The 26,596-nt window shown below is 71.8% G+C and carries 26 protein-coding genes; 15 read left to right on the forward strand and 11 right to left on the reverse strand.

The features are described from left to right. Positions 1-26 precede the first annotated feature (26 nt). Together ACWDN5_RS02545 and ACWDN5_RS02550 are read right to left on the reverse strand one after the other, a co-directional pair. Positions 27-938, reverse strand: a complete 912-nt coding sequence (locus ACWDN5_RS02545; RefSeq protein WP_449673976.1) for an alpha/beta fold hydrolase — start codon at positions 936-938, stop codon at positions 27-29. A gap of 441 nt (positions 939-1,379) precedes the next feature. Beyond that, positions 1,380-2,582 (reverse strand): PucR family transcriptional regulator, encoded by a 1,203-nt coding sequence (locus tag ACWDN5_RS02550; protein ID WP_449673978.1) that lies wholly within the window; start codon positions 2,580-2,582, stop codon positions 1,380-1,382. Positions 2,583-2,761: 179 nt separating this feature from the next. Between ACWDN5_RS02550 and ACWDN5_RS02555 the strand changes: the two genes are divergently transcribed. Both ACWDN5_RS02555 and ACWDN5_RS02560 read left to right on the forward strand, forming a co-directional pair. After that, a complete protein-coding gene (locus tag ACWDN5_RS02555; RefSeq protein WP_310967248.1) occupies positions 2,762-3,958 on the forward strand; it encodes a helix-turn-helix domain-containing protein in 1,197 nt (398 codons plus the stop codon). A gap of 291 nt (positions 3,959-4,249) precedes the next feature. Beyond that, positions 4,250-4,960: a GNAT family N-acetyltransferase gene (locus ACWDN5_RS02560; protein WP_449673981.1), complete on the forward strand. Its 711-nt coding sequence runs from the start codon at positions 4,250-4,252 to the stop codon at positions 4,958-4,960. On the opposite strand, the gene ACWDN5_RS02565 is transcribed toward ACWDN5_RS02560, so the two are convergent. Next, entirely contained in the window at positions 4,850-5,371 is a 522-nt protein-coding gene (locus tag ACWDN5_RS02565) for a GtrA family protein (protein WP_449673983.1), read from the reverse strand. The two genes, ACWDN5_RS02560 and ACWDN5_RS02565, sit on opposite strands and share 111 nt — an antisense overlap. Before the next feature lie 38 nt (positions 5,372-5,409). Here ACWDN5_RS02565 and ACWDN5_RS02570 point away from each other — a divergent pair, with 38 nt between their 5' ends. Continuing rightward, the gene (locus tag ACWDN5_RS02570) at positions 5,410-6,018 is read left to right on the forward strand and encodes a hypothetical protein (RefSeq protein ID WP_449673985.1); all 609 of its coding nucleotides are present in this window, start codon (positions 5,410-5,412) and stop codon (positions 6,016-6,018) included. Here ACWDN5_RS02570 and ACWDN5_RS02575 read toward each other — a convergent pair whose 3' ends face one another. Both ACWDN5_RS02575 and ACWDN5_RS02580 read right to left on the reverse strand, forming a co-directional pair. Further along, positions 6,019-7,200, reverse strand: a complete 1,182-nt coding sequence (locus ACWDN5_RS02575; RefSeq protein WP_449673987.1) for a lipase family protein — start codon at positions 7,198-7,200, stop codon at positions 6,019-6,021. After that, positions 7,197-7,760 carry a hypothetical protein gene (locus ACWDN5_RS02580; RefSeq protein WP_449673989.1) on the reverse strand — a complete coding sequence of 188 codons (564 nt, stop codon included), beginning with the start codon at positions 7,758-7,760 and terminating at the stop codon, positions 7,197-7,199. Before ACWDN5_RS02580 ends, ACWDN5_RS02575 begins: the two co-directional genes overlap by 4 nt. A gap of 318 nt (positions 7,761-8,078) precedes the next feature. Here ACWDN5_RS02580 and ACWDN5_RS02585 point away from each other — a divergent pair, with 318 nt between their 5' ends. The 8 genes from ACWDN5_RS02585 (at position 8,079) to ACWDN5_RS02620 (ending at position 15,997) form a co-directional block, all read left to right on the forward strand. Further along, positions 8,079-9,311 (forward strand): DUF6801 domain-containing protein, encoded by a 1,233-nt coding sequence (locus tag ACWDN5_RS02585; protein WP_310967255.1) that lies wholly within the window; start codon positions 8,079-8,081, stop codon positions 9,309-9,311. Positions 9,312-9,397: 86 nt separating this feature from the next. Then, positions 9,398-10,444: a DUF6801 domain-containing protein gene (locus tag ACWDN5_RS02590; RefSeq protein WP_449673991.1), complete on the forward strand. Its 1,047-nt coding sequence runs from the start codon at positions 9,398-9,400 to the stop codon at positions 10,442-10,444. Between the two features lie 34 nt (positions 10,445-10,478). After that, positions 10,479-11,816, forward strand: a complete 1,338-nt coding sequence (locus tag ACWDN5_RS02595; protein ID WP_449673993.1) for a DUF2252 domain-containing protein — start codon at positions 10,479-10,481, stop codon at positions 11,814-11,816. A 182-nt stretch (positions 11,817-11,998) separates the two neighbouring features. Beyond that, entirely contained in the window at positions 11,999-13,201 is a 1,203-nt protein-coding gene (locus ACWDN5_RS02600; protein WP_449673995.1) for a PP2C family protein-serine/threonine phosphatase, read from the forward strand. Continuing rightward, positions 13,191-14,756 (forward strand): sensor histidine kinase, encoded by a 1,566-nt coding sequence (locus ACWDN5_RS02605; RefSeq protein WP_449673997.1) that lies wholly within the window; start codon positions 13,191-13,193, stop codon positions 14,754-14,756. The genes ACWDN5_RS02600 and ACWDN5_RS02605 overlap by 11 nt, the downstream gene beginning before the upstream one ends. After that, positions 14,753-15,193, forward strand: coding sequence for a response regulator (locus ACWDN5_RS02610; RefSeq protein ID WP_310967261.1), 441 nt, complete (start codon positions 14,753-14,755; stop codon positions 15,191-15,193). Before ACWDN5_RS02605 ends, ACWDN5_RS02610 begins: the two co-directional genes overlap by 4 nt. 34 nt (positions 15,194-15,227) lie before the next feature. Beyond that, a complete protein-coding gene (locus ACWDN5_RS02615; RefSeq protein ID WP_310967262.1) occupies positions 15,228-15,584 on the forward strand; it encodes an STAS domain-containing protein in 357 nt (118 codons plus the stop codon). After that, complete coding sequence (locus tag ACWDN5_RS02620) at positions 15,581-15,997, forward strand: ATP-binding protein (RefSeq protein ID WP_310967263.1); 417 nt, start codon at positions 15,581-15,583, stop codon at positions 15,995-15,997. The genes ACWDN5_RS02615 and ACWDN5_RS02620 overlap by 4 nt, the downstream gene beginning before the upstream one ends. Before the next feature lie 36 nt (positions 15,998-16,033). Here ACWDN5_RS02620 and ACWDN5_RS02625 read toward each other — a convergent pair whose 3' ends face one another. The 5 genes from ACWDN5_RS02625 to ACWDN5_RS02645 all read right to left on the reverse strand — a co-directional run bounded on the left by ACWDN5_RS02625 (position 16,034) and on the right by ACWDN5_RS02645 (position 21,865). Next, positions 16,034-17,653, reverse strand: a complete 1,620-nt coding sequence (locus tag ACWDN5_RS02625; protein ID WP_449673999.1) for a phospholipase C — start codon at positions 17,651-17,653, stop codon at positions 16,034-16,036. A 32-nt stretch (positions 17,654-17,685) separates the two neighbouring features. Continuing rightward, entirely contained in the window at positions 17,686-18,840 is a 1,155-nt protein-coding gene (locus ACWDN5_RS02630) for a Dyp-type peroxidase (protein ID WP_449674016.1), read from the reverse strand. Positions 18,841-19,321: 481 nt separating this feature from the next. Continuing rightward, on the reverse strand, positions 19,322-20,479 hold the full coding sequence (locus ACWDN5_RS02635; protein ID WP_449674018.1) for an EfeM/EfeO family lipoprotein: 1,158 nt from the start codon (positions 20,477-20,479) through the stop codon (positions 19,322-19,324). A 210-nt stretch (positions 20,480-20,689) separates the two neighbouring features. Beyond that, the gene (locus ACWDN5_RS02640) at positions 20,690-21,466 is read right to left on the reverse strand and encodes an ArsR/SmtB family transcription factor (RefSeq protein ID WP_449674000.1); all 777 of its coding nucleotides are present in this window, start codon (positions 21,464-21,466) and stop codon (positions 20,690-20,692) included. 78 nt (positions 21,467-21,544) lie between these two features. Further along, on the reverse strand, positions 21,545-21,865 hold the full coding sequence (locus ACWDN5_RS02645) for a hypothetical protein (RefSeq protein WP_449674002.1): 321 nt from the start codon (positions 21,863-21,865) through the stop codon (positions 21,545-21,547). A 22-nt stretch (positions 21,866-21,887) separates the two neighbouring features. Between ACWDN5_RS02645 and ACWDN5_RS02650 the strand changes: the two genes are divergently transcribed. The 3 genes from ACWDN5_RS02650 (at position 21,888) to ACWDN5_RS02660 (ending at position 25,268) form a co-directional block, all read left to right on the forward strand. Beyond that, a complete protein-coding gene (locus tag ACWDN5_RS02650) occupies positions 21,888-22,142 on the forward strand; it encodes a hypothetical protein (protein WP_449674003.1) in 255 nt (84 codons plus the stop codon). 349 nt (positions 22,143-22,491) lie between these two features. Continuing rightward, complete coding sequence (locus ACWDN5_RS02655) at positions 22,492-23,280, forward strand: hypothetical protein (protein ID WP_449674005.1); 789 nt, start codon at positions 22,492-22,494, stop codon at positions 23,278-23,280. Next, entirely contained in the window at positions 23,277-25,268 is a 1,992-nt protein-coding gene (locus ACWDN5_RS02660; protein ID WP_449674007.1) for a serine/threonine-protein kinase, read from the forward strand. Before ACWDN5_RS02655 ends, ACWDN5_RS02660 begins: the two co-directional genes overlap by 4 nt. Here ACWDN5_RS02660 and ACWDN5_RS02665 read toward each other — a convergent pair. Next, the gene (locus tag ACWDN5_RS02665; protein ID WP_310967276.1) at positions 25,246-25,668 is read right to left on the reverse strand and encodes a hypothetical protein; all 423 of its coding nucleotides are present in this window, start codon (positions 25,666-25,668) and stop codon (positions 25,246-25,248) included. The two genes, ACWDN5_RS02660 and ACWDN5_RS02665, sit on opposite strands and share 23 nt — an antisense overlap. A gap of 233 nt (positions 25,669-25,901) precedes the next feature. Here ACWDN5_RS02665 and ACWDN5_RS02670 point away from each other — a divergent pair, with 233 nt between their 5' ends. After that, positions 25,902-26,477 carry an AAA family ATPase gene (locus ACWDN5_RS02670; protein WP_449674009.1) on the forward strand — a complete coding sequence of 192 codons (576 nt, stop codon included), beginning with the start codon at positions 25,902-25,904 and terminating at the stop codon, positions 26,475-26,477. Positions 26,478-26,596: the final 119 nt, after the last annotated feature.

Here is a 26,596-nt window from a genome sequence, read left to right on the forward strand (position 1 = left end):
GCCGATGGTGCGCGCGTGACAACTTTTCAGAGGGGTGGCCGCTCGGCTGTCAGTCGCGTGACGACGTCGTCGAGCGTGAGCCGGGCGGGCACGGTCTCGGTGAGGAACTCGTTGAGCAGGGCGCAGAAGCGATCCGGCTCGGCCACGTGCGGAAAGTGTTTCACGTTTTCCAGAACGGTCAAGCGGCTGTCCGGCAGCAGTGCGGCCGTCCGGCGGCCGTGCGCCACCGGGATGAGCGGGTCGCGCGCGCCCCAGACCAGCAGCACCGGCACGGCTTCGGCGAGGTAGAGCTTGTCGACGGCGCTCGCGCGCTGGCCGCGCAGGTCGATCAGGCTGCGCGCGATGAACAGGAACGCCCGCCGCCGCGCCGGGTCGGCCAGCGAGCCGAAATGCCGGGCCAGTTCCCGGGTTTCGGGCTTGAGCGACCCGCCCAACCGGCGTCCGAGCCGCGCTGCGGCCCGGGCGATCGCGAGGGTCACGCGGTTGACGGCGATGGCCATTGTGGCCGGTGCGCCCGGCAGCGCGGCGGCCCGCAGCACCGGGCTGACCTCCGGCCCGAGGCCGGCGCTGCCCACCAGGACGAGGCGGTCGCACATCTCCGGGAACTGGTAGGCGAACTGCAGCGCGATGCCCCCGCCGAGCGAGTGCCCGACGACGGTCGCGTGCTTGACGCCGGACACGGCCAGGACGTCCCGCACGGTGCTCGCCATCGCGCCGAGGCCGTAGTCGGCTCTGGGTGCCTCGGATTCGCCGTGGCCGGGCAGGTCGAGCGCCAGCACGCGGCGGCCATCGCAGCGGGCCAGCACCGGCGCCCAGGTCTCGGCGCTGCCGGCGATCCCGTGCAGCAGCACGACCGCTTCGTCACCGGAATGTGCGGGCGGCAGGTGCTCGTGCAGCCGGATGCGGCGGCCGTGCAGGGTGAGGGTCTTGACGGTCATGGGCGGCCTTTCTCGCGGACCCGAAATTAGGGCATCCGACTGCTGCCGCGGATGTGGTGAACGCCACCACCGGAGAATCACGGACGGCCATGACAAGAACGTTTGCGGAAAAGCGGCGGCGGGTGCGGGTTTTCGCGACGTCACCGGGAATGCGTATCGACATTCCGCCGGTATCCGGTAATCCTCGAAGGTATGGTCGCAATGACGCACCGGACGCGCTGATGTCCTGCCGCGCGAGTTTCCTTTTCGTTCCTCATGGCCCACGGCCGGCTGGGCCGGGACGCCGCCCGTGGCGGCGGGTGCTGCCGATGCCGGTGCGCACGTTGGACCGCCTGCTCAAGGCGCAGGGGCACGGCCAGGGCGGCCTGGCGTGGCTCGGTGAGCGGTGCGCCCCGGCGCCGACGTCCTGAGCTGCGGATTTCCACCCGGCGAGCAGTTTGGTCAGGCCTCCGGAGGCCGGTGGGCGCGCATCAGCCGTTGCGCCCGCAACGCCAGCTGCATGCCCAAGCGGTCGTCGGCGTCCTTCAGCCGGTCCCCGAACAGCTCCTCCAGCTGGCGCAAGCGGTTGCGGACCGTCTGCGGGTGCACCCCCAGCCGCTGGGCGATCTCCGGCGCGCCCCCGCGTGTCTCCAGCCAGGCCAGCAGGGTCTCGCTCAGCCTGTCGCGCTGCTTCTCGCTCAGCGACGCGAACGGGTCCAGGCTCTGCCGGGCCAGCTCGGCCGCCAGGAAGTCCTCGGCCAGGAGCCAGAGCGTCGCCAGGTGGTCGCGGCACCAGATGATCGGGCCGGGGACGTCCGGGCCGGACAGCAGCAGCGCCCGCCGGGCCGTGCGCAGGGCCGCCGGGGCGTCGGCCAGGGGGACCGTCGGGGAGACCGCCGCGCGCCAGCCGTCCAGCTTCACCGCCAGGGGGGCCAGGTCGGCGTCCGGGTCGCTGGTCAGGAGGTACGGCTCGAGCCCTTCGAGGTCGGCGAGGACGCCGTCGCCGAGCAGGTCCGCCGGGAAGTCCGCCGCGTCGGGGCCGCGCTCGAGGGCCACCATCGCCGCCGTCTCCGGGAGGGGCCAGCCCGCTCCGCCCGCCAGGCCCGCGATGCTGCTCGCCGAGCCTTCCGGGGCGCCCGCGATCAGCTCCAGCAGCCGCTTCCGCCGGACCGGGACCGCACCCTCGGCCTCGGCCTGCGCCTGCTGGTACCCCTCGATCGCGGTGGCGCACAGCTCGTCGACGTAGGCGAAGATGGCCTCCGCGGCGACCGAGATGACGGCCGGGTCGACGCCGGCCGCGACCACCCCGGGGTGCATCGCGCGCCAGGCGACCCGGGCCCCGATCGTGGCGCTGTCCTGCAGCGCGTCGAGGTTGCGGCCCTCGGTGAACTCGATCCGGCCGCGGCCGCGGTAGAACTCGATCCAGTGCTCGTGGTCCAGCGCCGGCTCGCCCATCGAGTCGACGCAGTGCTGCACCGCGAACTCGACGCTCTTCACCAGGACCTTGCCGAACACCCCCTTGAGCGGCTGCCCGTAGGCCGGCACCGTGCGCTGCACCTCCTGGATCATCGAGGCCGCCGCGTGCCCGACGTGCGGGCGCAGGCCCGTCCCGAGCGCGCGCGGCAGCGAAGCCAGCAGGCGAAAGCTGCGGTACTCGACCACCAATCCCCCTTCGAGTGCGAGTGTGCGCCGAGCGTATCCGACGCATGTGTCACTGAAAAATCAACGACCGGCTCCCGGAAAGGGTGACGCTCACCCGTCCTTTTGACACGGACGGGTGCGCGTTCTACGCTCCGTGTCAGTATTTCCGAGGAGCCATTTCCCAGTGGAGGACTGAATTCCCCATGCGCGGTTCCGCTGCCTCGGACAGTTCCGTGTGGTCCCGGCTGCCGCACGAGCTCGGTGACGCGGTGCGCCCGCGCATCCCGGAGATCGCCCGGGCCTGCGTCGACGCCATCGCCGCCGAGATTCCGGAATATTCCCGGAGATTCGCCGACGGCCCTGGCCGCGCGACCGCGATCGAGCTGGCGCGCCGCGGGATCGAGCGGGACGTCGGCCGCGTCGGCACGCCCGCGCTGTGGCAAGCCGACCGCCTGGCCGGCTTTCGCGGCCACGGGCGCGACGCGTTCCACAGTGGCCTGAGCCGCGAAGCCGTGCAGGCGGCCGTGCGCGTGTCGAGCCGGGTCACCTGGCGGTGGATCGCCGACATCGCCCGGGAAGCGGGGCTGTCCAGCGACGTCTTGTACGGCGCCGCCGAGGGGATGTTCGCCGACGTCGAGACGTCGATGGCGGCCGTCGCGGAGGGGTACAGCGCGGCCGAGGCGGCGGTGTCGGGCACGGGCGAACGGCACCGCCGGCTGCTGCGCGCGTTGCTCGGCGGCCGGACGCCGGCCGAAGTGGACGGTCTGATCGCGGTGTCCGGGCTGCCGGTGCCCGAGCGGGTGGCGGCGGTGGCGTTCCGAGCGTTGCCGGGCGCCCCGGAGTTCCCGCCCGGCCTGCTCCCGGAGCACGTCCCGGCGGACCCGGCCGGCGACCCGCCGGCGGCCCTGACCCCGGCCCCGGACGTCGACCTGATCGGCTTGACGGCCCTGCCCCCGGGCTGGACGGCGGCGGTCGGCCCCCTGGTCCCGCCGTCGGACGCGCCCGAGTCGTTCCGCATCGCCCGCCGGGCGGTGGACCTGGCCGCCCGCGGGTTGCTGGACGCGCCGGGCCCGGTGATCTGGTGCCGCGACCACGTGACGACGCTGTTGTTGCTCGCGGACGAGTTCCTGGTCGGCCAGCTGGCGTCGACGACGCTCGAGCCGCTGGCGGGACTGCCCGAGCGGCGGCGCGAGCAGCTGGCGGAGACGCTGCTGGCGCTGGTCCGGACCCGCGGGAGCGCGCCTGAGCTGGGCCGGCTGCTCGACCTGCACCCGCAGACGGTCCGCGCCCGGCTGAAGAAGCTGGGCGAGCTGTTCGGCGAGCGCCTGGACGACCCGGCCGAGCGCCTGCGGCTGGAGCTGGCGTTGCTGGCGGAACGGGCCCTGCCGGACCTCGGCTGACGGGCCGGCCTTGTACCTGGCCGGACGACACGCGTGTCTGGGCGGACGACACGCGTACCTGGGCGGACGACACGCGTGATTGGGGGGTCGACACGCGTGATTGGAGGGTCGACACGCGTACTCAGCCGGACGACTCGCGTGCCTGGGTGGACGACACGCGTGATTGGGGGGTCGACACGTGTGTTTGGGGGGTCGGCACGCGTGATTGGGGGGTCGACACGGGAATGGCCTGGTTCGGTGGGGCCGGATTGGCTCGTGGCTGGGGGCCGGGGTCGCTTTAGGGTGGCCGGTATGACCGGATTGCTCACCGAGCGGCTGCGCCAAGCCTCCGAGAACGCCGTCGCCATGTGGAGCACTCTGGCCCGCGCGCGGGGGGACCGCGTCGAAGACCACGCCGGTTTCACCGTCGTCGACGGGCGCCGGTTCCGGATCATGCTGCGGACCGCGACGCCCGGCGACGCCGCCGTCGAGGAGCTGAGCGCGCTCGCCGAGGCGAGGCGGGCCGAGGGGCGGGCCGTCGTCGTCGAAGATCCCTTCCGGACCCTTGACCTGACCCCTCTCGGGATGACCGCCGGGCAGCTGCCCGTGATGGCCCGCGAGCCCGGGTCCGCCCCGGAAGCCGACGGCGTCGAGCGCATCCGGACCGCCGCCGACCTGGTCGGAGCCGAAGACCTGATCGTCCGCGGGTTCCCGCTGGAGGAGTACCAGCCCCACCGCCCCGGCAACGTCTTCCCGGCCGTCCTTCTGCAACAGGCCACCGCGTTCTTCCGCAAGGGCGGCCAGGGCGCCTGCCTCACCATGGCCCACGGCGGCGTCGGCGGCGTCTACTGGGTGACCACCCTGCCCGAACACCGCTCCCAGGGGGTCGGGCGCGCGCTGATGCACGCCGTCCTACGGCACTTCGAGGGCCTGCCCGTCACGCTGACCGCCTCGCGGTCCGGGCGGCCCCTCTACGAGAAGCTCGGCTTCACCGACCTCGGTGACGCGAACTGGTGGCGCTGACGGGAACACCCACCGCCGGTAGCCGAACCAGCGGAACGCCGTCCCCGCCAGGGTGCCGAGCAGCATCCCGGCGACGAAGTCCGCGACCTCCTGCGTCCAGTAGCCGACGTGCGGCACCGACAGGTGCAGCACGTACCGCGACACCAGCGCCGGCACCAGGTTCACCGCCACCGCGCCCGCGTTGACCGCGAAGAACAGGGTCGCCTCCCGCAGCCGCCCGTGGCCGCCGCGGGAGGCGAACGACCAGCGGCGGGACAGCAGGTACGCGAACGCCGTCGAGACGATCGTGGCGATCGCGAGGGCCGTCACCGGCTTCTCACGGCACACGGTGAGCTTCAGGCTGTAGTCGCCCAGTAGGGTGACCGCGTACGCGGCCAAGCCGACGACCGCGAAGCGGAACAGCGCTTGCATGGTTCCTCCAGGTGACGCCGAACGGGTGGAGGTTTTCGATGGCACGCACAGGCGGTGAGGGCGAGCTCCCCTCGGTCGCCGAGCTGGTGAACCTTTCGCAGACGAAGCCGCTGATGATCCGCGGTGAACTCGACGCGAAGCTCGCCGAAGAAGCGGCGGCCACCGACCCCGATCCCACCCCGGATCCGCTGGCCATCCTCGACGCCGAGCTGGCCGCGGACGACGCCGAAGACAGCCGCCCGCAGGAGGCGCCGCCCGCCGACCGGACCCGCCGCGCGAAGCCGTACGTCCTCGCCGCGGGCGCGGCCGTCGGGCTCGGGCTGGCCGCCGTCGTGCTGCTCCAGCCGCACCAGGTGGGCGGGACCGCCGTGCCGCCGCCCGGCGCGCCCGCCCCGGTCGTGCCGCCGCCGACCTCCAGCGAAGCCGTCGAGACGATGAGCGCCTCGGCCGCGCCGCCGCCGCTCACCGCCGAGGTCCGGCACAGCACGGCCGAGACCACCAGCGCGCCGGCCGGTGCCGGGCGCAAGCCCGCACGCGCCGACGCGCCGACGCCGACCTCGGCGTCGCCGGAAGACCAGTGGCGCGAGTACGTCAGCTCGGTGATGAGCTCGTGGCAGCAGCACCCCCGCGGCGGCCGGAACCGCTGATCAGCAGCTCGCCGGGGCCGGCTTCCCGGCGATCCGGTCCTTCACGAAGGCCAGGACGTCGGCGTTGCCGGTGTAGACCAGCGTGATGTGGTCGGTGTCGTAGGTCTTCCAGGTCTCCTGGACGCCGGCCGCGCAGTACGCCTTGTGCAGGCTGTCGGCCTGCGCGAACTGCACCAGCTGGTCGCCGGTCGCGTGGTAGAGGAACACCGGCACCCGCGGCGGGGTCCCGCCCAGCTTGTTCTCGTTCAGCCGCGCCACCCACGCGGGCTTGATGTAGCCCGGGCCGGTCGTGTAGTCCGCGATCTTCTGGTTCGCGTACGTCGTGAGCAGCTCGAACGTGCACGCGCTCTGCTTCATCTCGGCCAGCTTCGCCCGGCCGTTGCCGCTGAGGAACGAGTCGAGCTGCAGCTCGGGATACGCCTGGTCGAGGCCGAGCAGCGCGTAGGCGAAGACGCCGAAGCCGAACTTGCCGTCGAGCTGCAGCGTCACCTGGACCAGGTCGGCCGGCACCCCACCGGCCGCGATGCCGACGAGGTTCAGCTCCGGCGCGTACGTCGGCTGCAGCTCGCCCGCCCACGCCGCGGCCCCGCCACCCTGCGAATATCCGCGGAAGACGACCTTCGCCGACGCCGACAGCCCGGCCGCGCCGAGCCGCTGGGCCGCGCGGACCGCGTCGATCACCGCGGGACCCTCGGACCGGCCCACGACGTACGTCGTCTTCGGGGCCGGCTGGTAGCCCTCGTAGTCCGGGACGGCGACGGCGTACCCCGCGTCGAGCAGGTCGTCGAGGCCGGGCTGCTCGTAAAAGGCGCCGATGTCGATCATCTTCGACGGCGTGCAGGCGAACGCCGGGCCGTGCGTGCCCGGGGCGAACGCGACGATCGGCGCCGTAGCGCGGTCGGCGGTCTTCGGCACCAGGACCGTGCCGGTGACGGCGTCGGGCTGCCCGAGCGCGTTCGTCGACAGGTACATCACCTGCCAGGCGTCGACCGACGCGTGCCGGGGGCCGGCGTTCGACGGCCGCCACCGGATGACGTCCCCCGGTTTGCCCGCCGGCAACGGGGACGGCGGCACGTAGAACGCGTCGTCGGCCGGGGCGGGCGCGGCGGCGGCCACCGCCGGTGCGGAGACCGTGGCCAGCACCAGTGCCACCAGCGTGGCGAGCACGCGGCGGGCGGTCACGCGCCGGTCCCGTAGACGCGCTTGCAGGTCGCGGACTCGCTGAAGGCCAGGTTCAGCTCGGGGTTCGCCTTGAGGTCCTTGATCGGGCCCTCCGGGTCGGCCAGCTGCCCCATGGTCGAGTCCGCCTCGGCGATGACCTTGCGCAGGCTGGGCTGGTCGGTCACCTTCGCCTGCGCCATCTTGGTCTTCGTCTCGGCGAGCTTGGTCTTCGTCTCGGTGAGGTTGCCGGTGGCCTTGTCCACAACGGACTGTCCATCCGGGACGGGCGGAACACCGGCGCCGCGCAGGCCGCCCGCCATGTCGTCGAGGGCCGAGCCCAGGCGCCCCAGGAAGTCCACCATCGCGTCCCGGGTCTTCACCGGGTCGGCTTCGTCGACGGCGGGCGGCTGGGAGAGCTTGGCCGAGCCCGCGGCCACGCCGGTGCACACCTTGTCGACCCAGGCGAGCGCCGCGGGGTCGGCGTGCCGGCCCGGGTCGGGCGGGGCGTCCGAAGCGCACGCGGCGCACGACAGAACCGCGGCCGCCGACATCACGAGCACCGCGCTGTGCATTCTTTTCATGGGTTTCGAAGCTACGCGTCGCGGAACTGGGCGGGCAAGAAGAGAATGGGTGGTTGGCACGCGCGTCAACATTCCGGAGCCCGGATTTGTCACCCGCGTCAGCGGTTCGAAGGTGCCGCTGGGCTGGGGAAACCTTCCCTGGCCTGCTAGGAAACCGGGTGGTCTGACGTGCCGGTGTGACAATTTGCGGTGTCTGTGTGGCCTTTTCACCGAAAACCCTTGATCGGCGCCGCAGGCGCTCGTTAGCTTACGGTCCGGCCGCGATTACGTGAAACGCGCCGCCGTTTCGTATCACTGTTGATACACGGAAGGACCATCGTGAGTCACCCAAGAGGCAAGAAGAAGACGGTCGCGGCCGCCGCGGCCGCGGGTGCGGTCGGGCTCATCGCCACCGCGCTCGTGGTCGGTGCCCAGGCCAGCGCCGCCGACCCGATTTCGCTGACGCTGAACTACCACTGCACCTTCCCGCTGGTGGGTTCCCAGTCGCTGAAGGTGGTGATCAACACCGACCTGCCGACCACGGTGAACACCGGGCAACCGACCGGCGCGTTCGACATCAAGGCCGTGTCCACCATCAACGCGGACACCGTCAGCGGCCTGAGCCTGATCGGCGCCACCACGCTGGAAGGCACCGCCACGGCCAGCGCGACCGTCGCCGCGCCGAGCCTCAACCTGCCGGTCAGCGTGCCGATCACGCTGGACAAGACGAACATCCCGGCGTCCGGTGAGATGAACATCAACGCGGCCGGCAAGACGCCGTCGCTGACGTTCACCCAGGCCGGCCAGGCGAAGATCACCGTGGGCGACCTGAACCTCAAGGTCACCCCTCGCAAGGCCGACGGGTCGGTCACCGGCATCACGCCGGACGGCACGATCGACGCGCCCTGCACGCAGGACAGCGGCCAGAACAACACCCTGGCCACGATCACCATCAACGGTGGTGGCGGGCCGACCACGACGCCGCCCACCACGACCCCGCCGGTCACCACGCCGCCGACGACCACGCCGCCGGTGACGACCCCGCCCACCACCACGCCGCCGGGCGGGGGCATCAAGTACTCCTTCGGCATCACCGGCCAGACCGCGCTGAAGTCGCTCGGCAGCACCGCGCCGATCACCGGTTCGTTCGACGCCGACGTCAACCTGTCGGCCAAGACGTTCACCGGCAGCCTGCAGCTGAACCCGACGCACACCGACTTCAAGCTGTTCGGCTTCCTGCAGGGCAGCTCGGACGTCAAGGTCGTGCAGAACGGCCCGCAGACCGGCGAGCTGGTGGGCACCGGCTTCAAGGCGCACATCAAGTTCGACACCTTCCTCACCACGGTCAACCTGTTCGGCATCCCGATCAGCACCGACCCGAAGTGCGGCACGGTCAGCTCCTCGACCAGCGAGATGACCACCGGTCCCGACTTCGACCTGCTCAAGGGCGGCAAGCTGTCGGGCACGTACTCGCTGTCCGCGCTGCAGAACTGCGGGGCGTTCAACGACATCATCAGCGCCTTCGCCAAGAGCGACGGCAACTCGCTGAACCTCACCCTCGCCAAGAAGTGACCTGATCTGCCGGCCCTCGCCGCGCGCCGACCGTGCCGCGGCGGGGGCCGGTGCCACACCCGGAACACTCGAGGAAGGGATCGCCCGTGCGGATCGCCCGGTCGTTGCTCGCCGCCTGCGTGATCGCCTGCGCCGTCGCCACGCCCGCTTCGGCGTCGACGCCGATCGACAAGAAGCTGAACTTCACCTGCCCGTTCCCGCTGATCGGCCTGCAGCAGCTGGCGGTGGAGGTCAAGGCGTCGTTCGAAGTGCCCTCGGCGCCGGGCGGGACGTTCACGACGGCGGACCTCGCGGTTTCGGTGACCGTGCCCGACAAGTCCGCCCGCGGGCTGGCCCTGGTCGGCGCGGCGAGCATCGAAGGGACGGCGTCCGCAGGGGTGACGCTGACCAACGGCCCGCTGACGCTGCCGCTGAGCCTCCCGCTGACGGTGGCGAAGACCGCGGTGCCGCCGTCGGGGGCGTTCACCACGCAGGCGTCCGGTTCGGTCCCGCCGGTCCAGCTGCCGAACGCGGGCAGGACGACGCTGACGATCGGCGGCTTCAGCGCCCGGCTGACGCCGAAGAAAGCGGACGGCTCCTACACCGGGCTGGGCTCGTTCACCTCCGACTGCACGCTCGACCCCGGCCAGGACCCGGTGCTGCTCGGCTTCGACCTGGGGTCTTCGCGCGAATACCGCGTGACCGGCTCGACGACGCTGCCGGCCCTCGGGGCGACCGCGCCGCTCACCGGGTCGTTCGCGGTACCGGCGTTCAGCCCGGCGTTCGACCGGACCCGGGCGGAGTTCAAGGTGTTCGGGTTCGTGCCCGGGACAGCCGACCTCCAGTTCAGCCCGGACGGCCCGCAAACCGGCGAGATCACCGGTGACGGCTTCGTCGCGCACGCGAAGCTGGCGCTGGCGCTGCCCCGGGTGACGTTGTTCGGGCTGCCGGTCGCGGACGCCGGGTGCCGGGCGAGCGCTTCGATCCCGGTCGACCTGAAGACGGGCACCGGGTTCGCGCTCGCGTCGGGCGGGCCGGTGAGCGGGCAGTACGCCATCCCGCCGCTGACCGGCTGCGGCACGTTCACGGAGTACCTCAGCTCGCTGGTCCGAAGTGACAGCAACACGTTCGCCGTCACGTTGACCGCGCGCTGACTGCCGCTCACCTTCCGCGCGTATACCTGGGGGAATGCGCCGAACCACTGTGGGGATCCTGGTCGTTGTCACGCTGCTCGCCACCGCCGCGCCCGGGGAGGCGGCCGGCCTGAGCCGGGACCCGGTGGCGGTGCTCTACGACCGGGACCACGCGTTGCACGTCCTCAACGCCGGCGCGACCGACGACGAGCTGACGCTGCGGACGCAGGCGCTGGCGTCGAGCGCGTGGGCGTTCTTCCGGGGCACTTCGCCGCTCTACTACCGCGACCTGGGGGAACTGCCGCCGTCGGCCTACGCCACCGCGGGCGGGGACGTGTGGCTGACCGGTGACGCGCACCTGGAGAACACCGGCGCCGACCGCGGGGCCGACAACGAAGAGCAGTTCGCGCTGAACGACACCGACGACGCCTGGCGCGGTTCGTGGACGTGGGAGCTGCGCCGCGAAGCCGTGTCGATCGTCCTCGCCGGCCGGGCGGACGGCCGCGGCGCGAGCCAGATCGCCACCGACGTCGACACCTTCGTCGCCGAGTACGCGCAGTGGATCGCCAAGTTCCACGGGACCGGTGACGAGGCGAGCTGGCGGCTGACCTCGAGCAACACCTCCGACCTCGTCGGGGACCTGATCGACGACGCCGCGGGGGACAAGCGGGCCGACCTGATCGCGAAGTGGACCACCGGCGGCCACTTCATGAGCGATCCGCAGCTGCCGGCGGTGTCCGCGGCGACCCGCACCCAGCTCGGCAACGCGATCGCGGCCTACCGGACGACCGCGGGGCGGCCGCTCAAGGCGTCCGAAGCCGTCGTCAAGGACGTGCGGCGGCGGACCGGCGCGGGCACCGGCAGCCTCGGCCGCTTCCGCTGGTACGTGCTCGTCGAGGGCGACACGACGGCGAATTCCGACGACCGGATCCTGGAGGTCAAGCAGGAGGTCGACCCGGCGCCCCGGCAGCTCGCGCCGAACGCCACCACCCTCACCGGCGGGCAGCGGCCGGCGCTGGCCCTGCGCTGGCTCGCCGGCCAGTCGGACCCGCTGGCCGGCTGGGCGAGCGTCGGCAGCACGCCGGTGCTGGTCAAGGAGAAGTCCCCGTTCGCCGAAGACCTGGAGATCGGCGACCTGACGACGTCGGCGATCTGGGACGACACCGTCCGCGACGTCGCCCGCCTGCTCGCCGCGGCGCACTCGCGCGCCGACCAGGACATCGCCGGCACCGGGGTGACGTACTCGGCCGACGCGGCGATCGACGGCGCGATCACGTCCGTCTCCGGGCTGCAGGCCGAGACGCGGGCCTTCGCGACGAGCTACGCCGACCAGGTCACCCGCGACTGGCAGGCGTACGTGACCGCGAAGAACAGCGGGCGGCCGCTCTTCTGAGGCGTCCCGCGAGGCGGTGTCCGGCTGTCACCCGAACCGTTATCCACCAGGTGTCACACGGGGGTGCTATAAAACGCTACCCCGGTGGGACCGGTTTCGCGGCCGTAGGCGGCCGCCGCCGGTGCCGCTAGGGTTGATCGTCTGGATGTGCTGGCTCAAGAGCAGCCGAACGGGAGACGCCGGTGACCGCCGCGCTCGACTCATCGTGGGATCCCCGCACGCGCCTGCGGGTGCTCCTGATCGAGGACGACGACGGCGACGCCCTGCTGGTCGAAGAGATGCTGGCGGACACGAACGTGCCGTACGTGCTCGAACGCGTCGAGACGCTCTCCGCCGCGCTCAACGGCCCGCTCACCGCCGACTGCGTCGTGCTCGACCTCCAGCTGCCCGACGCGATGGGCCTGAGCGGGCTGACCAAGCTCGGGCAGCACGCCCCCGGGGTCGCGGTGGTCGTCCTGACCGGGCAGCACGACCAGGCCACCGGCGTCGCCGCGGTCGCCGCCGGCGCGCAGGACTACCTCGTCAAGGACCAGGTCGACGGTCCGCTGCTGGTCAAGGCACTGCGGTTCGCCCGCGAACGCAAGCGCGCCGAGCAGGTCGAGCAGCAGTTCCTCCAGCAGCAGCTGCTCGCCCGGGAGAACGCGCGGCTCGAACGCGGCCTGCTGCCCAGCCCGCTGCTGCGCGATCCCCACCTCGACCTGGCCGCCCGCTACCGGCCCGGCCGCAACGGGTCCCTGCTGGGCGGCGACTTCTACGACGCCATCGAGCTCGACGACGGCACCGTGCACATGATGATCGGCGACGTCTGCGGCCACGGCCCGGACGAGGCCGCGCTCGGCGTCGCCCTGCGGATCGCGTGGCGCTCGCTGGTGATGGCCGGCCTGCCGATGCCCGACGTGCTGAGCATGGTCGAGCGGGTCCTGGTGCACGAGCGGATCGAGCCGCTGTTCGCCACCGTCTGCATGGTCGTCGTCGCGCCGGACCGAAGATCCCTGCGCCTGTCGCTGGCCGGGCACCTGCCGCCGCTGCTGCTCACCCCCGGCGACGGGCACCTGCTCTCCGGCGAGCGCCTCGGCGTCCCGCTCGGCGTCGTCGAGGGCGCCAAGTGGGACGCGCTGGAAGTGCCCCTGGAGCCCGGGTGGTCCCTGATGCTGTACACCGACGGCGTGTTCGAGGGCCGCGTCGGCGCCGGGTCCGAACGGCTGGGCCACGAGCGGATGGCCGCGCTGGTGATCGACATCAAGCGCGGCACCGGGCTGGACAGCCACGCGCTGCTCGACGAGCTGATCGCCCGCGCCGAACGGCTCAACTCCGGCCCGCTCGACGACGACGTCGCTCTTGCCCTGCTCAGCCACGACCCGGAAGCCGAGGCCGATGAGCGCTGACGTACGCGGCTGGCCCATCCGCCGCCGGCTGGCGCTGCTCGCCGCCGCCGAGACCGTGCTGCTGGTGGCCGCGCTGATCGCGGCCGGGATCGCGTTGCACAACCTGACCGAGGCCCGGACCCGCCTGCTCGACGTGATCGCGCCACAGCGCCTCGCCGCGACCCAGCTGTCGACCGCCCTGCTGAACCAGGAAAGCGGGGTCCGCGGCTACCAGCTCGGCCGGCAGCCGGCCTTCCTGGTGCCCTACACGGACGGGATGCGGTCGCAGGCCGACGCGGTGAGGCAGCTGCGGCAGCTCGGCGCGACCCCGGGCACGCAGATCGGCGACGACCTCGACGCCGTGCTGCGGGCGGCCACCGCCTGGCAGGACGCGGCCGCGCCGACCATCGCGCCCACCGCGCCGCCGGTCACCGCGGACCAGGTCGAGCGCGGCCGGACGCTGTTCGTCGACGTCCGCACGGCCCTCGACACCCAGCTCGACCACCTGGCCGCGCTCCGCGACACCGGCCGCGGCGACCTCGACGCGGCGGCGAACTTCCTGAACGCGATGTTCGTGGCCGTCGCCGTGCTCGTCCTGCTGCTGTTCGCGTTCCTGTTCTTCGGCCTGCGGCAGGTCGTCACCCGGCCGATCCTCCGGCTGGCCGGGCAGGTCCGCCGGGTCGCCGACGCCGACGTCCACAGCCCGGTGCGGGGGAGCGGACCGCGGGAGATCGCCCAGCTCGGCGCGGACGTCGAGGCGATGCGGCAGCGCATCCTCGACGAAGTGGCCGAGCTCGAGCAGGCGCACGCGCTGCTCGACCGGCGCACGCGCGAGGCGGAAGAGTCCAACGCCATGCTGGACCGGCGCACCCGCGAGCTGAAGCGGTCCAACGCCGACCTCGAGCAGTTCGCCTACGTCGCTTCGCACGACCTGCAGGAACCGCTGCGGAAGGTGGCGAGCTTCTGCCAGCTGCTCCAGCGGCGCTACCAGGGCCTGCTCGACGAGCGCGGCGAGCAGTACATCGAGTACGCCGTCGACGGCGCGAAGCGGATGCAGGTGCTGATCAACGACCTGCTGGCCTTCTCGCGAGTCGGCCGCAAACCGGGCGAGCACGTCGTGGCCGACGCGGGTGCGCTGGCCGACGACGCGATCGCCAACCTCGAGGTGGCGTTGTCGCTGAGCGGCGGCAAGGTCAGCCGCGGCGAGCTGCCCGAGGTGCGCGTCGAGCCGGCGCTGATGACGGCGGTGTTCCAGAACCTCATCGGCAACGCGCTGAAGTTCAAGGGCGAGACGCCGCCGGAGGTCCGGGTCAGCGCCGAGCGCGACGGCGACGACTGGGTGTTTTCGGTGTCGGACAACGGGATCGGCATCGACCCCGAGTACGCCGAACGAGTGTTCGCGCTGTTCCAGCGGCTGCACACGCGGTCGGCGTACCCGGGCACCGGGATCGGCCTGGCCCTGTGCCGCCGGATCGTCGAGTACCACGGCGGCCGGATCTGGCTCGACACCGAAGCCGCGGACACCACCTTCCGCTTCACCCTGCCCGCCGCCGCCGAGGAAGGGGGCACCACGTGACGCAGCAGCCCGCCCCGATCGACATCCTGCTCGTCGAGGACGACCCGGGTGACGTCCTGATGACCCGGGAAGCCTTCGCGCACCACAAGATCCGCAACCCGCTGCACGTCGCCGAGGACGGCGTCGAAGCGCTGCGGTTCCTCAAGCGCGAAGGGCCGTTCGGCGAGGCGCCGCGGCCGGGGCTGATCCTGCTCGACCTCAACCTGCCCCGCAAGGACGGCCGGGAGCTGCTCGGCGACATCAAGCAGGACCCGGGCCTGCGCACGATCCCGGTGGTCGTGCTGACCACGTCCGAAGCGGAGGAGGACATCCTGCGCAGCTACGAGCTGCACGCCAACGCCTACGTCACCAAGCCGGTCGACTTCGAGAAGTTCGTCGAAGTGGTCCGGAAGATCGACGATTTCTGGGTCACCGTGGTGAAGCTCCCGCACCGGTAGCCGTTTGGCGGGGAGTGCGGCACGATGGGAGGCCGTGACCCCTTCGACGCCGGACCTGCCCGCCACCGAGCTGGCGGTGACGCTCGACTGGCGGGGCCGAGCCGCGGTGCTGGCCGTGGCGGGGGAGATCGACCTGGTCAGCGCGCCGGAGTTCGGGGAAGTCGTCGACGTGGTGCTGGCCCGCGGGCCGGAGAAGCTGGTGGTCGATCTGCGTGAAGTGACGTTCTTCTGCTCGGCGGGGCTGCAGGTGCTCGCGGCGGCCCACCGCAGGCTGGCCGAGCGCGCGTTGTGCGTGGTGAGCGATTCCCCGGTGACGTCGGGCCCGTTGAAGACGACCGGGCTCGACACGTGGATCGGCGTCCACCCGACCGTCGACGAAGCACTCGCATGACCCCGCAACCGTTCCGCTGCCACGACGTCCCGGCGGCGCCCGGTGCCCTCCGCAGCCTGCGGCACGACCTGATGGCGTGGGTGCTGGCGGCGGGCGTCGACGAGGCCCGGGCCGGCGACATCGTGCTGGCCAGTTACGAGGCACTGGCGAACGTGGCCGACCACGCCTACGACGGTTCGGGCGACGGGCTCGTGGACGTCGACGCCACGCTGCTGCCCGGCCGGCTCGAGGTGGTGATCACCGACCACGGGCAGTGGCGGACCCCGGTGCCGGACACCCGCCAGGTTTCGCTGCGCGGCCGGGGATTGCTGCTGCTGCGGGCGAGCGCCGACCGCGCGGACATCACGTCCGGCGATTCCGGCACGGTCGTCACCCTGACCTGGGACCTCGACGCGGTGCCCGACGTGGGCTGAAGGCCACCCCGGGGTTTCCGGGGTGGCCTTCAGCGGCTACTTGACGACGGCTCCGGTCTTCGGGTCGAGCGTCACCTTCCGGGCCTGCGGCCACCAGAAGTCGAACATCCCGTTGAGCGGATTCGCGCGCGTGTCGAACGACGCGTCACCGATCCGGCCGGTGAACCAGTTGTCCTCGATGAACTTCAGCACCGAGGTCTGGTCGGTCAGCGTGTGGTCGACGTGGTTCACCTTGCTGTACGGCGAAACCACCAGCAGCGGCAGGCGCGGGCCGTAGCCGCAGCGGTCGGCGTACTTGCCCACCGTCGTCGCCTTGCCCGTGCAGACCGCCTGGTCCTGCGATGCGTCGTGCGAGCCGTTGAGGATCGGCGACTTCTGGTGGTCGTACCAGCCGTCGGAGTCGTCGTAGGCCAGCACGATCGCCGTCGACTTCCAGTCCGGGGACTGCTGGATCTTGTTGATCTCGCTCACCACGAACTGCTGCTCGTCCAGCGGGTCCGAGTAGCCCGCGTGGCCGTCCTGGTACTGCGGGGCCTTCAGGAAGCTCACCGCGGGCATCGAACCGGCCTTGAGCGAGTCGTTGAAGTCGGAGATGTCGTACTGGTGGTTCGCGCGGTCGGTCTGGCCGATCGCCTGCACCGAGGACGGCGGGAGGTGCTTCGGGTTCGCCGTCGACGGGTAGTACTGGAACGGCTCGTGGTGCGGGCTGTAGTCGACGACCGCGTTGCCGCCGATGTTCGCGTGGGTCTGGCCGCACACCGCGTACCCGTTGGCCGTGCCGGTCGGGCGGAAGCCGCCCTGGAACCAGCCCCACGTGACGTGGCGCTGGTTGAGCAGGTCACCGATGTTGCGGCCGTGCATGGTGGCCAGGTTGTCCTTGCTCGTGTGGTTCTTGCCCGAGCAGTCGTCCCACGCCGGGTCCGGGTCGTTGATCATCGTGCCGATGCCGCTGGAGTCCGGCGACTGCACGGCGTAGGCGTCGCTGACCGGCTCGTGCGTCACCGGGTCGACGGCCTGGACACCGTGGGTGTTGCCGGAGATCAGGTCGATCGCGCCCGGGCTGGACGGGCCGAACACCGTGTTGAACGAGTTGTCGTTCAGCGCGTAGTGCTGGGCGTAGTTCCACATGCCGGTGACGGTGTTGCCGTCGTAGTAGTCCATGACCAGGCCGGGTTCACCGAACAGGATCGGCTGCCCGGTGCACTTGTCGGTCTCGGTCTTCTCGACGAACTTGTCCATCTTGCCGCCGTTGAAGGCGGCCTGCTCGGCGCCGTAGTTGTGGTTCTGGTCGCAGGTCAGCGCCTGCTGGGGCGTGAGCCGCTTCGGGTTGTAGGCGTTCGGGTTGTCGGTCAGCAGCTTCTTGTCGAGGCCGTTGACCTTCGGGGTGCCGTGCGCGGCGGTGAACGGGGTGCCGTCCGTGTTGGCCGCGTCCGGGTAGGTGCCGAAGTAGTGGTCGAACGAGATGTTCTCGCCGAAGATGACGACGACGTGCTTGATCGGCGTCGACGTCGGGATCCAGTGCGCGGGGAACAGGTTCAGCGGCTGGGCGTCCGCGGTGGTCGCCGCGGAGCCGGTGACGACGGCCAGCGCGGCCACCGAGGCGAGGGCCCCGGCACCGAGCAGGCCGCGTCGTCGCCGTCGGGTCTTTCTGTCCACAGGGGATTCCTTTCGTGGTGGGGTTTGGCTCGTCAGGTGAGCAGGGAACGCCCGAAGTGGTCGTCCGGGCCGGTGACGCCCGGCAGCGCGAAGAAGTAGCCGCCGCCGAACGGGGAGATGTAGTCGGTCAGGGGTTCGTCGGCCAGCCGCGTCTGGACCGCCTCGAACTGGCGCTCGAGGTCCTGCTGGTAGCAGACGAAGAGGAGGCCCATGTCCAGGTTGCCGTTGCTGTCGACGCCGCGGTCGTAGTTCACCGCGCGGCGCAGGATCCGGCTGCGGTCGGTCTCCGGCGTGCGCGGGTTCGCCTTCCGGATGTGGCTGGTCAGCGGGATGACGGTGCCGACGGGGTCGTCGGAGTACCGGGGGATGTCGGTCTCCTGCGTGCCGTCGAGCGGGGCACCGGTGTCACGGCGGCGGCCGAACATGTTCTCCTGCTCGGCCAGGGAGACCCGGTCCCAGAACTCGACGAGCATCCGGATCAGCCGGACGACCTGGTAGCTGCCGCCGGCGGTCCACGCGGGCTCGCCTTGTGTCCACACCAGACTGTCTATTTCGGACTCGGTGGGGTTGGCCGTGCCGTCCTTGAAGCCCATCAGGTTGCGGGGCGTGCCGTCCGGGCGCGGCGGCGAGGTGAAGCCGTTGAGCTTCCAGCGCAGCTGCATGCCGCCGCGGGTGGCGCGGGCGATGTCCCGCAGCGCGTGCAGGACGGTGTCGGTGTCGTTCGCGGACAGGACGAGGCTGAGGTCGCCGTGGCACTGGGCGGGATCGAGGGCGTCGTTCGGGAACGTCGTCATCGGCTTCAGCTTGGCGGGCTTGAGGTTCGCCAGGCCGTACCGGTCGTCGAAGAGGCTCGCGCCGACGCCGAGGATGACGCCGAGATCGCTGCCGGGCACCACGGGCCCGAGCACGCCGGAATCGGCGGGCGGAGCGGTGATCCCGAGCGCGGCGGGCGCCCCGCCGGCGGTGAGGAACCGCGCCCGCTCGGTGATGGCGCGGAACAGATCGGTGAGTTCGGCCTTGGACTCGGCAACGGCATCGAAGGAGGCGACGACGGTCTGGGCCGGCGGCTTGCGGAGGATGGCGGCCTGGTGGGGCCCGTGGAAGGGCACGGGCGAGCTGCCCTCGGTGACGGTCGCGGAGGAGGCGCCCAGCCCGGCCCCGGCCGCCACGGTGAGGCCCGCGCCCATGGCGGCCCGGCGCAGGAAGGACCGGCGGGGGAGGCCGGTGCCGGCGGCGGGAGGCGAGCCCGCGGTCCGGTTTTCGCGAGGTAGGTCGGTCACGAGACCCTCCCCGACTCGGGGATCGCGGTGCGGGCGACGCCGGTTCCGGGGCCGTGAGGCGAGCCCGCGGTCCGGTTCTCGCGAGGTAGGTCGGTCACGAGACCCTCCCCGGCTCGGGGATCGTGGTGGGGTGGAGGGGGGTTCGGTGAGCGGAGCCGGTTGCGGCGTGGTCTGTGGTGGCGCGAGGCAGGTCGGTCACGAGACCCTCCCCGACTCGGGGATCGCGGTGGGGCGGAGGGGGGTTCGGTGAGCGGAGCCGGTTGCGGCTTGGTCTGTGGTGGCGCGGGGCAGGTCGGTCACGAGACCCTCCCCGGCTCGGCGATCGTGGTGAGGCGGAGGGGGGTTCGGTGAGCGGAGCCGGTCGCGGTGGTGTGGTGCGGCGAGTTCGTCACGAGACCCTCCTCGGCTCGGCGATCGCCGCGATCGGGGCCAGCAGTTCCGTCAGCTCGCTCACGTCCGCGTTGAGCTTCTGCCGCTGCTCCCGGCCCAGGTCGGCCGGGCGGAGCCAGGTGCCGTCCGGGCGGCGGGCCGCGTCCAGTGCCTTCTGCGTGCGGTCCAGCCAGCTGTCCACCTTGGACAGTTCCGGGTACCTCGGCGCCAGCAGCGGCCGCAGGACGTCGAGGACCGCGCGGGTGCCGTCGAGGTTCGCGCGGGCCGTGGCCAGGTTCGTGCCGCTGCCGTAGTCGGTGCGGCCGGTCAGTTCGAACTGCAGCGTGTTCTCCATGATCTCGTGCGCGCGCAGCCCGAGGTCGTTCCCGTCGACCTGGCTGTCGGCGAAGGACGTCTGCAACGCGTGGGCGTCGGTGTCGAGCTGGTCGGCGACGGCGCCGAGCGCGCCCAGGTCCTCGCCGTGCCAAAGGCCCTGCTCCAGGCGGTGGAAGCCGGTGAAACCCGGGTCGGCCGGGCCGTTCGGCAGGCCGTCGGCCGTGCCGTTGAGAGCGCCGTCGGAGTCGCCGAACGCGTCGTAGGCCGCGCCCAGCCGCTCGTACGTCAGGTGGGCCGTCAGCCACGCCGCCCGGCTCGCCGCGCGGTCGCCGCCGTGCACGGTGTTCTTCAGCGCGCCCGTGTTCGCGACCAGCTCGCCCAAACCCGTCCGGACGTGCTGCTGGTAGGCCTTGAGCGGCCCGAGCAGGTCGTCGTGCGTCACCGGCGCGACGCCCGGCCCGGTCCGCTCGGCGCCGCCGGTGATCCGCACGGCCGGCCCGACGATCGCGCCCGCGTCCTCGGGCAGGCAGCGGAACGCGTAGCTGCCGTTGCCCAGGTTCACCTGCAACGGCCGGGTCGTCGCCGCGCCGAGGCCCTCGACCTCGCCGTAGATCACGCCGGTCGCCGGGTCGATCAGGTCGACCTCGGCGGTCACCGACCCGGTGTTGTGCAGGCGGAACGTCTGCGGCCCCGGCTTCGGATCCGTCCAGCCGGTGCCGCACGACGAGCGCGAGACGGCGATCTCGGGATCGACGGCGGCCGCGCTGTCCGGCCAGAACGCCACGACGGCGCCCGCCGCGGCGGCCACGACCACGGCCACCACGATCCAGCGGGTACGCACTGACCCCGGCACGCGCACTCTCCCGTCACTCGATCGGACCATCACCGGTCACGGATTATGCGAGCCTAACGCCCGGAAAACCGAACCGGATCCGATCGAAAGAGGGAAGTTCACCCGGACTTCAGCCGGCCGAACACAAAAGAGGGAGGATTCAGACGTATTGCTGTGCCAGATCTGTCTTGTTCGCGATGTTCGACCGGTTTGGCCAGGTCACGGAAGCGGAGACCCGGTCTCCAGCAGCGTCTTCAGGCTGGACAGCAGCGCGGGCCAGCCCTGGCTGCACATCTCCAACGTCGTGCTGCCGGCGTCGAAACCGTCGTGGAGCACGGTCAGCTTCACCATTTCCCCGTGCGGTTCCAAGGTGAACGTGACTTTGGACCGGCTTTCCCGCTGCAATTTCGCGAGCGTTTCTTCGTCGACGCCGTTCGCTTTCGCCCAATCCGCCGTGAACGTGTGCCAGGTGTAGGACAGCCGTCGATGGGGTTCCGATTCGAGGACGACCTGTTCGGCGTCGCTGGTTTTCGCGCCGCGCTCGGCCCACGTCATCGGCGAGCCCGTTTTCCAGTCGGTTTCGAAGGAGACGCCCCAGTACTGGCTCGTGAACGCCGGATCGGTAAGCGCTTGCCAGAGCTTCTCCGGCGTCGTGTTGATGTAGGTGGTGTACGCGAAATCGTTCATCGGTGCGGACTCCAGTGCTCGTTTGAGATCGGCCAGCGCGCCGGCCCGCCGCCGGTCGTAGCGGGTCATCCAGCGCTCGGCGATCGCGTTGATCGGCGCGGCGTCGAGGTGGTGCAGCTTTTCGCGGCCGCGCCAGGTGGTGGTGATCAGCCCGGCCGCCTCGAGCACGGCCAGGTGCTTGCTCACCGACTGGCGGGCCATGTCCAGCCCCGCGCACAGCTCGCGCAGGGTCTGGCCGTTGCGCTCGTTGAGCACGTCCAGCAGCTGGCGGCGGCTGGGGTCGGCCAGCGCCTTGAAGACCTCGTCCATCGCGCCTTCCCGGTGACATGCAGCCGTCCGGCTGCCTTTTGACGATAGGCAGCCAGACGGGTGCATGTCAACCGGGGGTCAGCGGAAGCGGATCACCGTGATGCTCGCGAGGACGAAGAAGACGAGGACGACCAGCGTGCCGGTCTGCCCGCCGGACGAGCGCGTCACCACCTGGTCGACGGCGCCGGTCAGCCGCACCCCGCACTCCGCGATCACGGTGTGCCGCCCGGCCTCGATGCGGGTGAACTCGACCGGCGCGGTGAAGGCGCCGGAGCCGTCGGTGTAGGCGGTGCCGACCTCGGTGCCGTCCGACACGAGGGTCACCATCCGGCTCGGCTGGCAGCCCTTCCCGGACGCCGAGAGCGGCTCGCCGGCCTTGATGCTCGGCCGGTCGAGCACGAGTTCACCGGGCTTCGGAGCGGTGCTGGACGTCGTGGGCGTGCCGGGCGTGGCCGGCGGCGTGGTGGTCGGCGGGGTGGTCGTGGTGGTCGGCGGCGTGGTGGTGGCGGGGGTGGCCGGGGTCGTGGTGGTGCCGGGCCGCGTCGGCCGCGTGGTGACCGGCGGGGGCGGCGTGGTCGTCACCGGCGGCGGGGGCGTGGTGGTGGTGACCCCGGTGACGACGAAGGTGCCGCTGGCGGTCTGCTTCTGGCTCGTGCAGGTCGCGGTCACCGTGTAGGAGCCCGGCTTCGCGTCGGACGGGACGGCGGTGGCGAACTGCCCGCTGGTCGCCGGGGCCACTTTCTGGCCGAGCGTCGAGCCGGCCCAGAAGAAATTGATGATCCGGCAGGTCGGGAAACCGTTCCAGGAAATGGTGAAGGAACTGCCCGCCGGGCCGGTCGACGGTTTCAAACCAACCGACGGCGGAACTTGTGCGTTACCCGTGCCCGCCGCCGTGAGCAGAAGCAACGTTCCGGCCACGGCGCCGAAAAACAGCCGAACCACGAATCGCATTGGGACGTCCCTCCCCGGTGTGTGCTCGCTGTAGCATTCCGGACCAGTCGGATAACGCAAGTAGGGGATGCCCAATGGGACGTGTCATCGCGGCGGGGGTTGCGTTGGGTTTGTGCTTGCTCGTGGGTGCGCCGCCCGCATCGGCCGACTCCGGGTCACTGCGGCTGCAGGTGTCGATCGACCAGCGGCCGATCGAGGACGCGACCGTCCCGATCGATCCGGCGAGCCAGGTCGAGCTGCAGGTCGTGGCGACCAACCCCGGTGTCGCGCCGGTGAAGGTCCGCAGCGTGCGGCTCTCCGGCGTCGCGCTCGCGCTGACCTTCTTCGCCTACGACACGACCGCGCCCTTCGAGGTGCCGGCGCGCGGGTCGGTGTCGCGGACGTTCGTCCTCGACCTCGGTGACCTGGCCGGGCAGGCGACCGGGCTGCTGCCGTCCTCGGTCGAGCTGCTCGACGCCGGGCGCGTCACGCTGGGTGAGGCGACGACGGTCGCCGACGTCCGCGGGTCCTTCTGGTCGGTCTACGGCGTCTTCGGCCTGGCGATGCTCGTGCTGACCATCCTCGCCTGGGTGACCGCGCTGCTCGCGCTGGCCCGGCACCGGCTGGCGCCCAACCGCTGGCGCCGCGGCGTGCGGTTCCTGCCCGCCGGGTTCGGCACCGGCCTGGTCGCGGTGATCAGCCTTTCGGTGCTGCGCCTGGTCCCGCCCGAGCCGGCGATCGAGATCCCGGTGGTGCTCGGCGTGGCGGCGATCGCGTTCCTGCTCGGCTACCTGACCCCGCACCCGGCGGCCCCGCCCGCGGAGACCGAGAGTGACAAGACGGTCCGGCTTCCGCTCCCGTCGACGCAGGAATTCACCCGATGAGCGCACCGGCCGAGCTGGTCGCCGCCCTGCCGCAGTACGACATCGGGGAGTCGATCGGCGAAGGCGGCATGGGGGTCGTGTTCGCCGGCGTGCACCGGACGCTGGGCCGGAGCGTCGCGATCAAGCAGCTGCCGTGGGACGTGCTCAACCACGCGGCGAGCAGCGAGCTCTTCGACCGCGAGGCGCGGGTGCTGGCGAGCCTGGACCACCCGCACATCGTGCCGGTGTACGACTACGTCCGGACCGGCCGCGAGCACCTGCTGGTGATGGAGCGGCTCGACGGCGGGACGGTGCACAGCCGCTTCCACGGTGGTGGTGTGAGCGGCGAGCAGGCGTGCGCGATCGGGCTGGCGATGCTGGCCGGGCTGCACGCGGCGCACCGGGCGGGGGTGCTGCACCTCGACGTCAAGCCGCGGAACCTGCTGTTCAGCACGCAGGGCGTGGTGAAGGTGGCGGACTTCGGCATCGCCCGGGTGATCAGCGAGGGCGCCACGCTGGTGACGCACGGTGGCGAGATCCTCGGAACCCCGGCGTACATCGCCCCCGAACAGGCGATGGGCAATGCGCTCAGCCCGGCGGCCGACGTCTACGCGGCGGGGACGGTGCTGTACGAGCTGCTGTCGGGCCGCCTGCCGTTCGACAACACCCGCGGCGCGATCAGCATGATGCGCCAGCACATGTTCACCGACCCGCAGCCGATCGCCGGGGTCCCGTCGCCGATCGCGGCGGTGGTGATGCGCAGCCTGGCCCGCGAGCTGGACGCGCGGTACCGGGAGGCGGAGTCGTTCGCGGCGGACCTCGCGGCGGCGGCGACGGTGGCGTACGGGCCGGGCTGGCTGGAGCGGTCCGGGGTGCCGGTGCTGCACCTGACGCCCCGGGTGATCGCGGGCCTGAACTCGGCGACCGCACCGGCGCATCCGGCGGAGGCCCGGACGCGCCCGGTGTCCCGGCCCGGGGCGACGCTGGTCGGAGCGCCCGCCGAGGTGGGTGAGCCGGGGCGGCCGGGCGCCGACGCGCCGGGCGCCGGGCGGCCGGGTGGCGCCGGTTCGGGTGCCGGGGTGGCCGGCGGCGAGTGGCCGGGTGGCGCCGGTTCGGGTGCTGGGGTGGCCGGCGGCGAGTGGCCGGGCGGCGCCGGTTCGGGTGCCGGGGTGGCCGGCGCCGAGTGGCCGGGTGGCGCCGGATCGGGTGCTGGGGTGGCCGGCGCTGGACCGGGTGGTTCCGGGCGGGCCGGTGCCGATGCCGGCGCCGGGTGGTCCGGCGGTGCGGCCGGTTCCGCGCCGGACGAGTCCGCTTCCCAAGCCGCCGTGGTGTGGCTGCGGCTGGCGGCTGCGGCGGCCGCGGTCGTTCTCGTCGTGCTTGCCCTGCTCAACCCCGCACGGCTGCCGCACCAGGTGTCCACCGTGACGCTCGGGGGTGACTCCGCCGCCGCGCCCGTCGAGGTCGATCTCAGCAAGCCTGTCGTGCTGACCGGGCCTGGTCAGCCGGGCCGCGTTGCGCTGGCGCTTTCCGCCGCCGGGATTCCGCTCGGGTCCGCGTCCGCCGAGGCGAAGCCCGAGGGCAACGGCTTCAGCGCCGAACTCACCCTTCCGGGGGTTGCCCGGTGGATCGTCGGGGGCGCTGTCACCGCCGAGGTGCGGACCGACTCGGCCACGCAGACCTTCACCCTGCTCACCAGCCAGCACCCCCTGGCCAGCGCGATGGGCGCGGGCAGTCTCATCCTGGCGCTGTTCGCCCTCGCCTACCTCGAATCGGGGTTGCGGACGATCCGCAACGGCCACCGCTGGCGGGGCGCGGCGGTCGGCGGCCCCGTACTGGGCCTGCTGTTCGGCGCCGCGGTGTGGCTGTGCGTGTCCGTGCTGCGGGTGCACGAGCCGTCGCCGGGGTTCGGGGCCGGGTGTGCGGTGGCCGGCGCGGTGGCGGCCGGGCTGGTCGTCGCGGCGGCGCGGCGCCGGGCGTCCACAGTGGTCAGTCGACCATCCGGACGGTGACGTGCGGGCTGTAGCTCTTGCGCCGGCTCCACCCCAGCTCGGCGCACAGGCTCAGCTGGATGGCGCGGTCCGCGGGCGCCCAGTAGCCGGTGCGGACGAAGTAGCCCTCCATCGTGTTCAGCGCGCCGAGGCTCTTGCGCGCCGAGCACATCTCCCAGCCCCACTGGCGTCCGGTCTTCTCGACGCCGTTGCGGCGCACGGAGATCCGCGGGTTCCCGACCGCGCGGATGTCGGCGTCGCCCTCGGAGACGTAGACGACCCCGTCGATCTTGTAGAACCGGTTGTTGTCCAGCAGGGACACCTGCCCGGAGAGGGTGATCCCGACCCGGGCGCCTTCGTCGCCCGTGAGCGTCCAATCGAGACAGTATTCCTGGACCGGGAGTTCCAGCGACTGGGTCATGACGAGTTTCCCCTGTTCTCACTGAGCGTCCCTTCCAGAAGATAGGGATTTTCCGGACGCCGGGAAGGTCTTCGGGCGATCTTCACCCGAAGCGGTTCCGGCGTCGGATGCCTTGGCGCGCATGGGTTTTCAGGCGATGGAGTGACTAAAGGCGCGGCCGGGTGGTCTCCGGCGTGCCGGTCACTCTGCGTAAGGTAAAGGAACCATTACCTTCGCCGGGGCGTTGACGGGGCATGAGCGAGCCCACTGTCATCGAGCTCGGCCGGCGCGACCTGCTCGTCGTGGCGGGGTTGCCGGGAGCGGGGAAGACGACCATGCTCCGCCACGCCGCCGCCGGGCTGCCGGTGCTGGACTCCGACCAGGTGCGGGAGAGATTGGGGGCGCTGGTTCCGGCTTTGCCGTACCGCTGGTACCGGCCGGTGGTGCACGCGTGGCACCGGGCACGGATCGTCGCGCGGGCGCTCGGTGAGGACGGGCCGGTCGTGGTCCACGAGCCGTCGACGCGGGCTTCTACTCGGGCGTTGCTCGCGCTGGTCGGGGCGGTCAGCCGGCGGTCGGTGCGGTTGTTGTTCCTGGACGTGCCCGCGGAGGTGGCGCTCGCCGGCCAGGTGAGCCGGGGGCGGGTTGTGCGGGCTCGGTCTTTTGCGCGGCACGTCCGGCGGGTGGGGAAGTGGCGGGCGGGGTTGCTGGCTGATCAGGTTCCCGCTGGGTGGCGGAGTGTTCAGGTCATTGACCGGGCTCGGGCTTCGCGGGCCCGGTTGGTGGTTGCGGGGGTGATTCCTTGCTGGCCGCGTGAAAAGCCGTCGTAAGGTCGGCTTGGGGTCCTCCGCCGACCCGGACGCCGGATTGTTCAGCGGCCGGCACGCCGTGTCAAGGCGGGAAAGGCTCCTTCTGCTTGTTGGATAAGGAAATTTCGCTGAACCGCAGG

The organism is Amycolatopsis sp. NPDC003731, assembly GCF_053586895.1.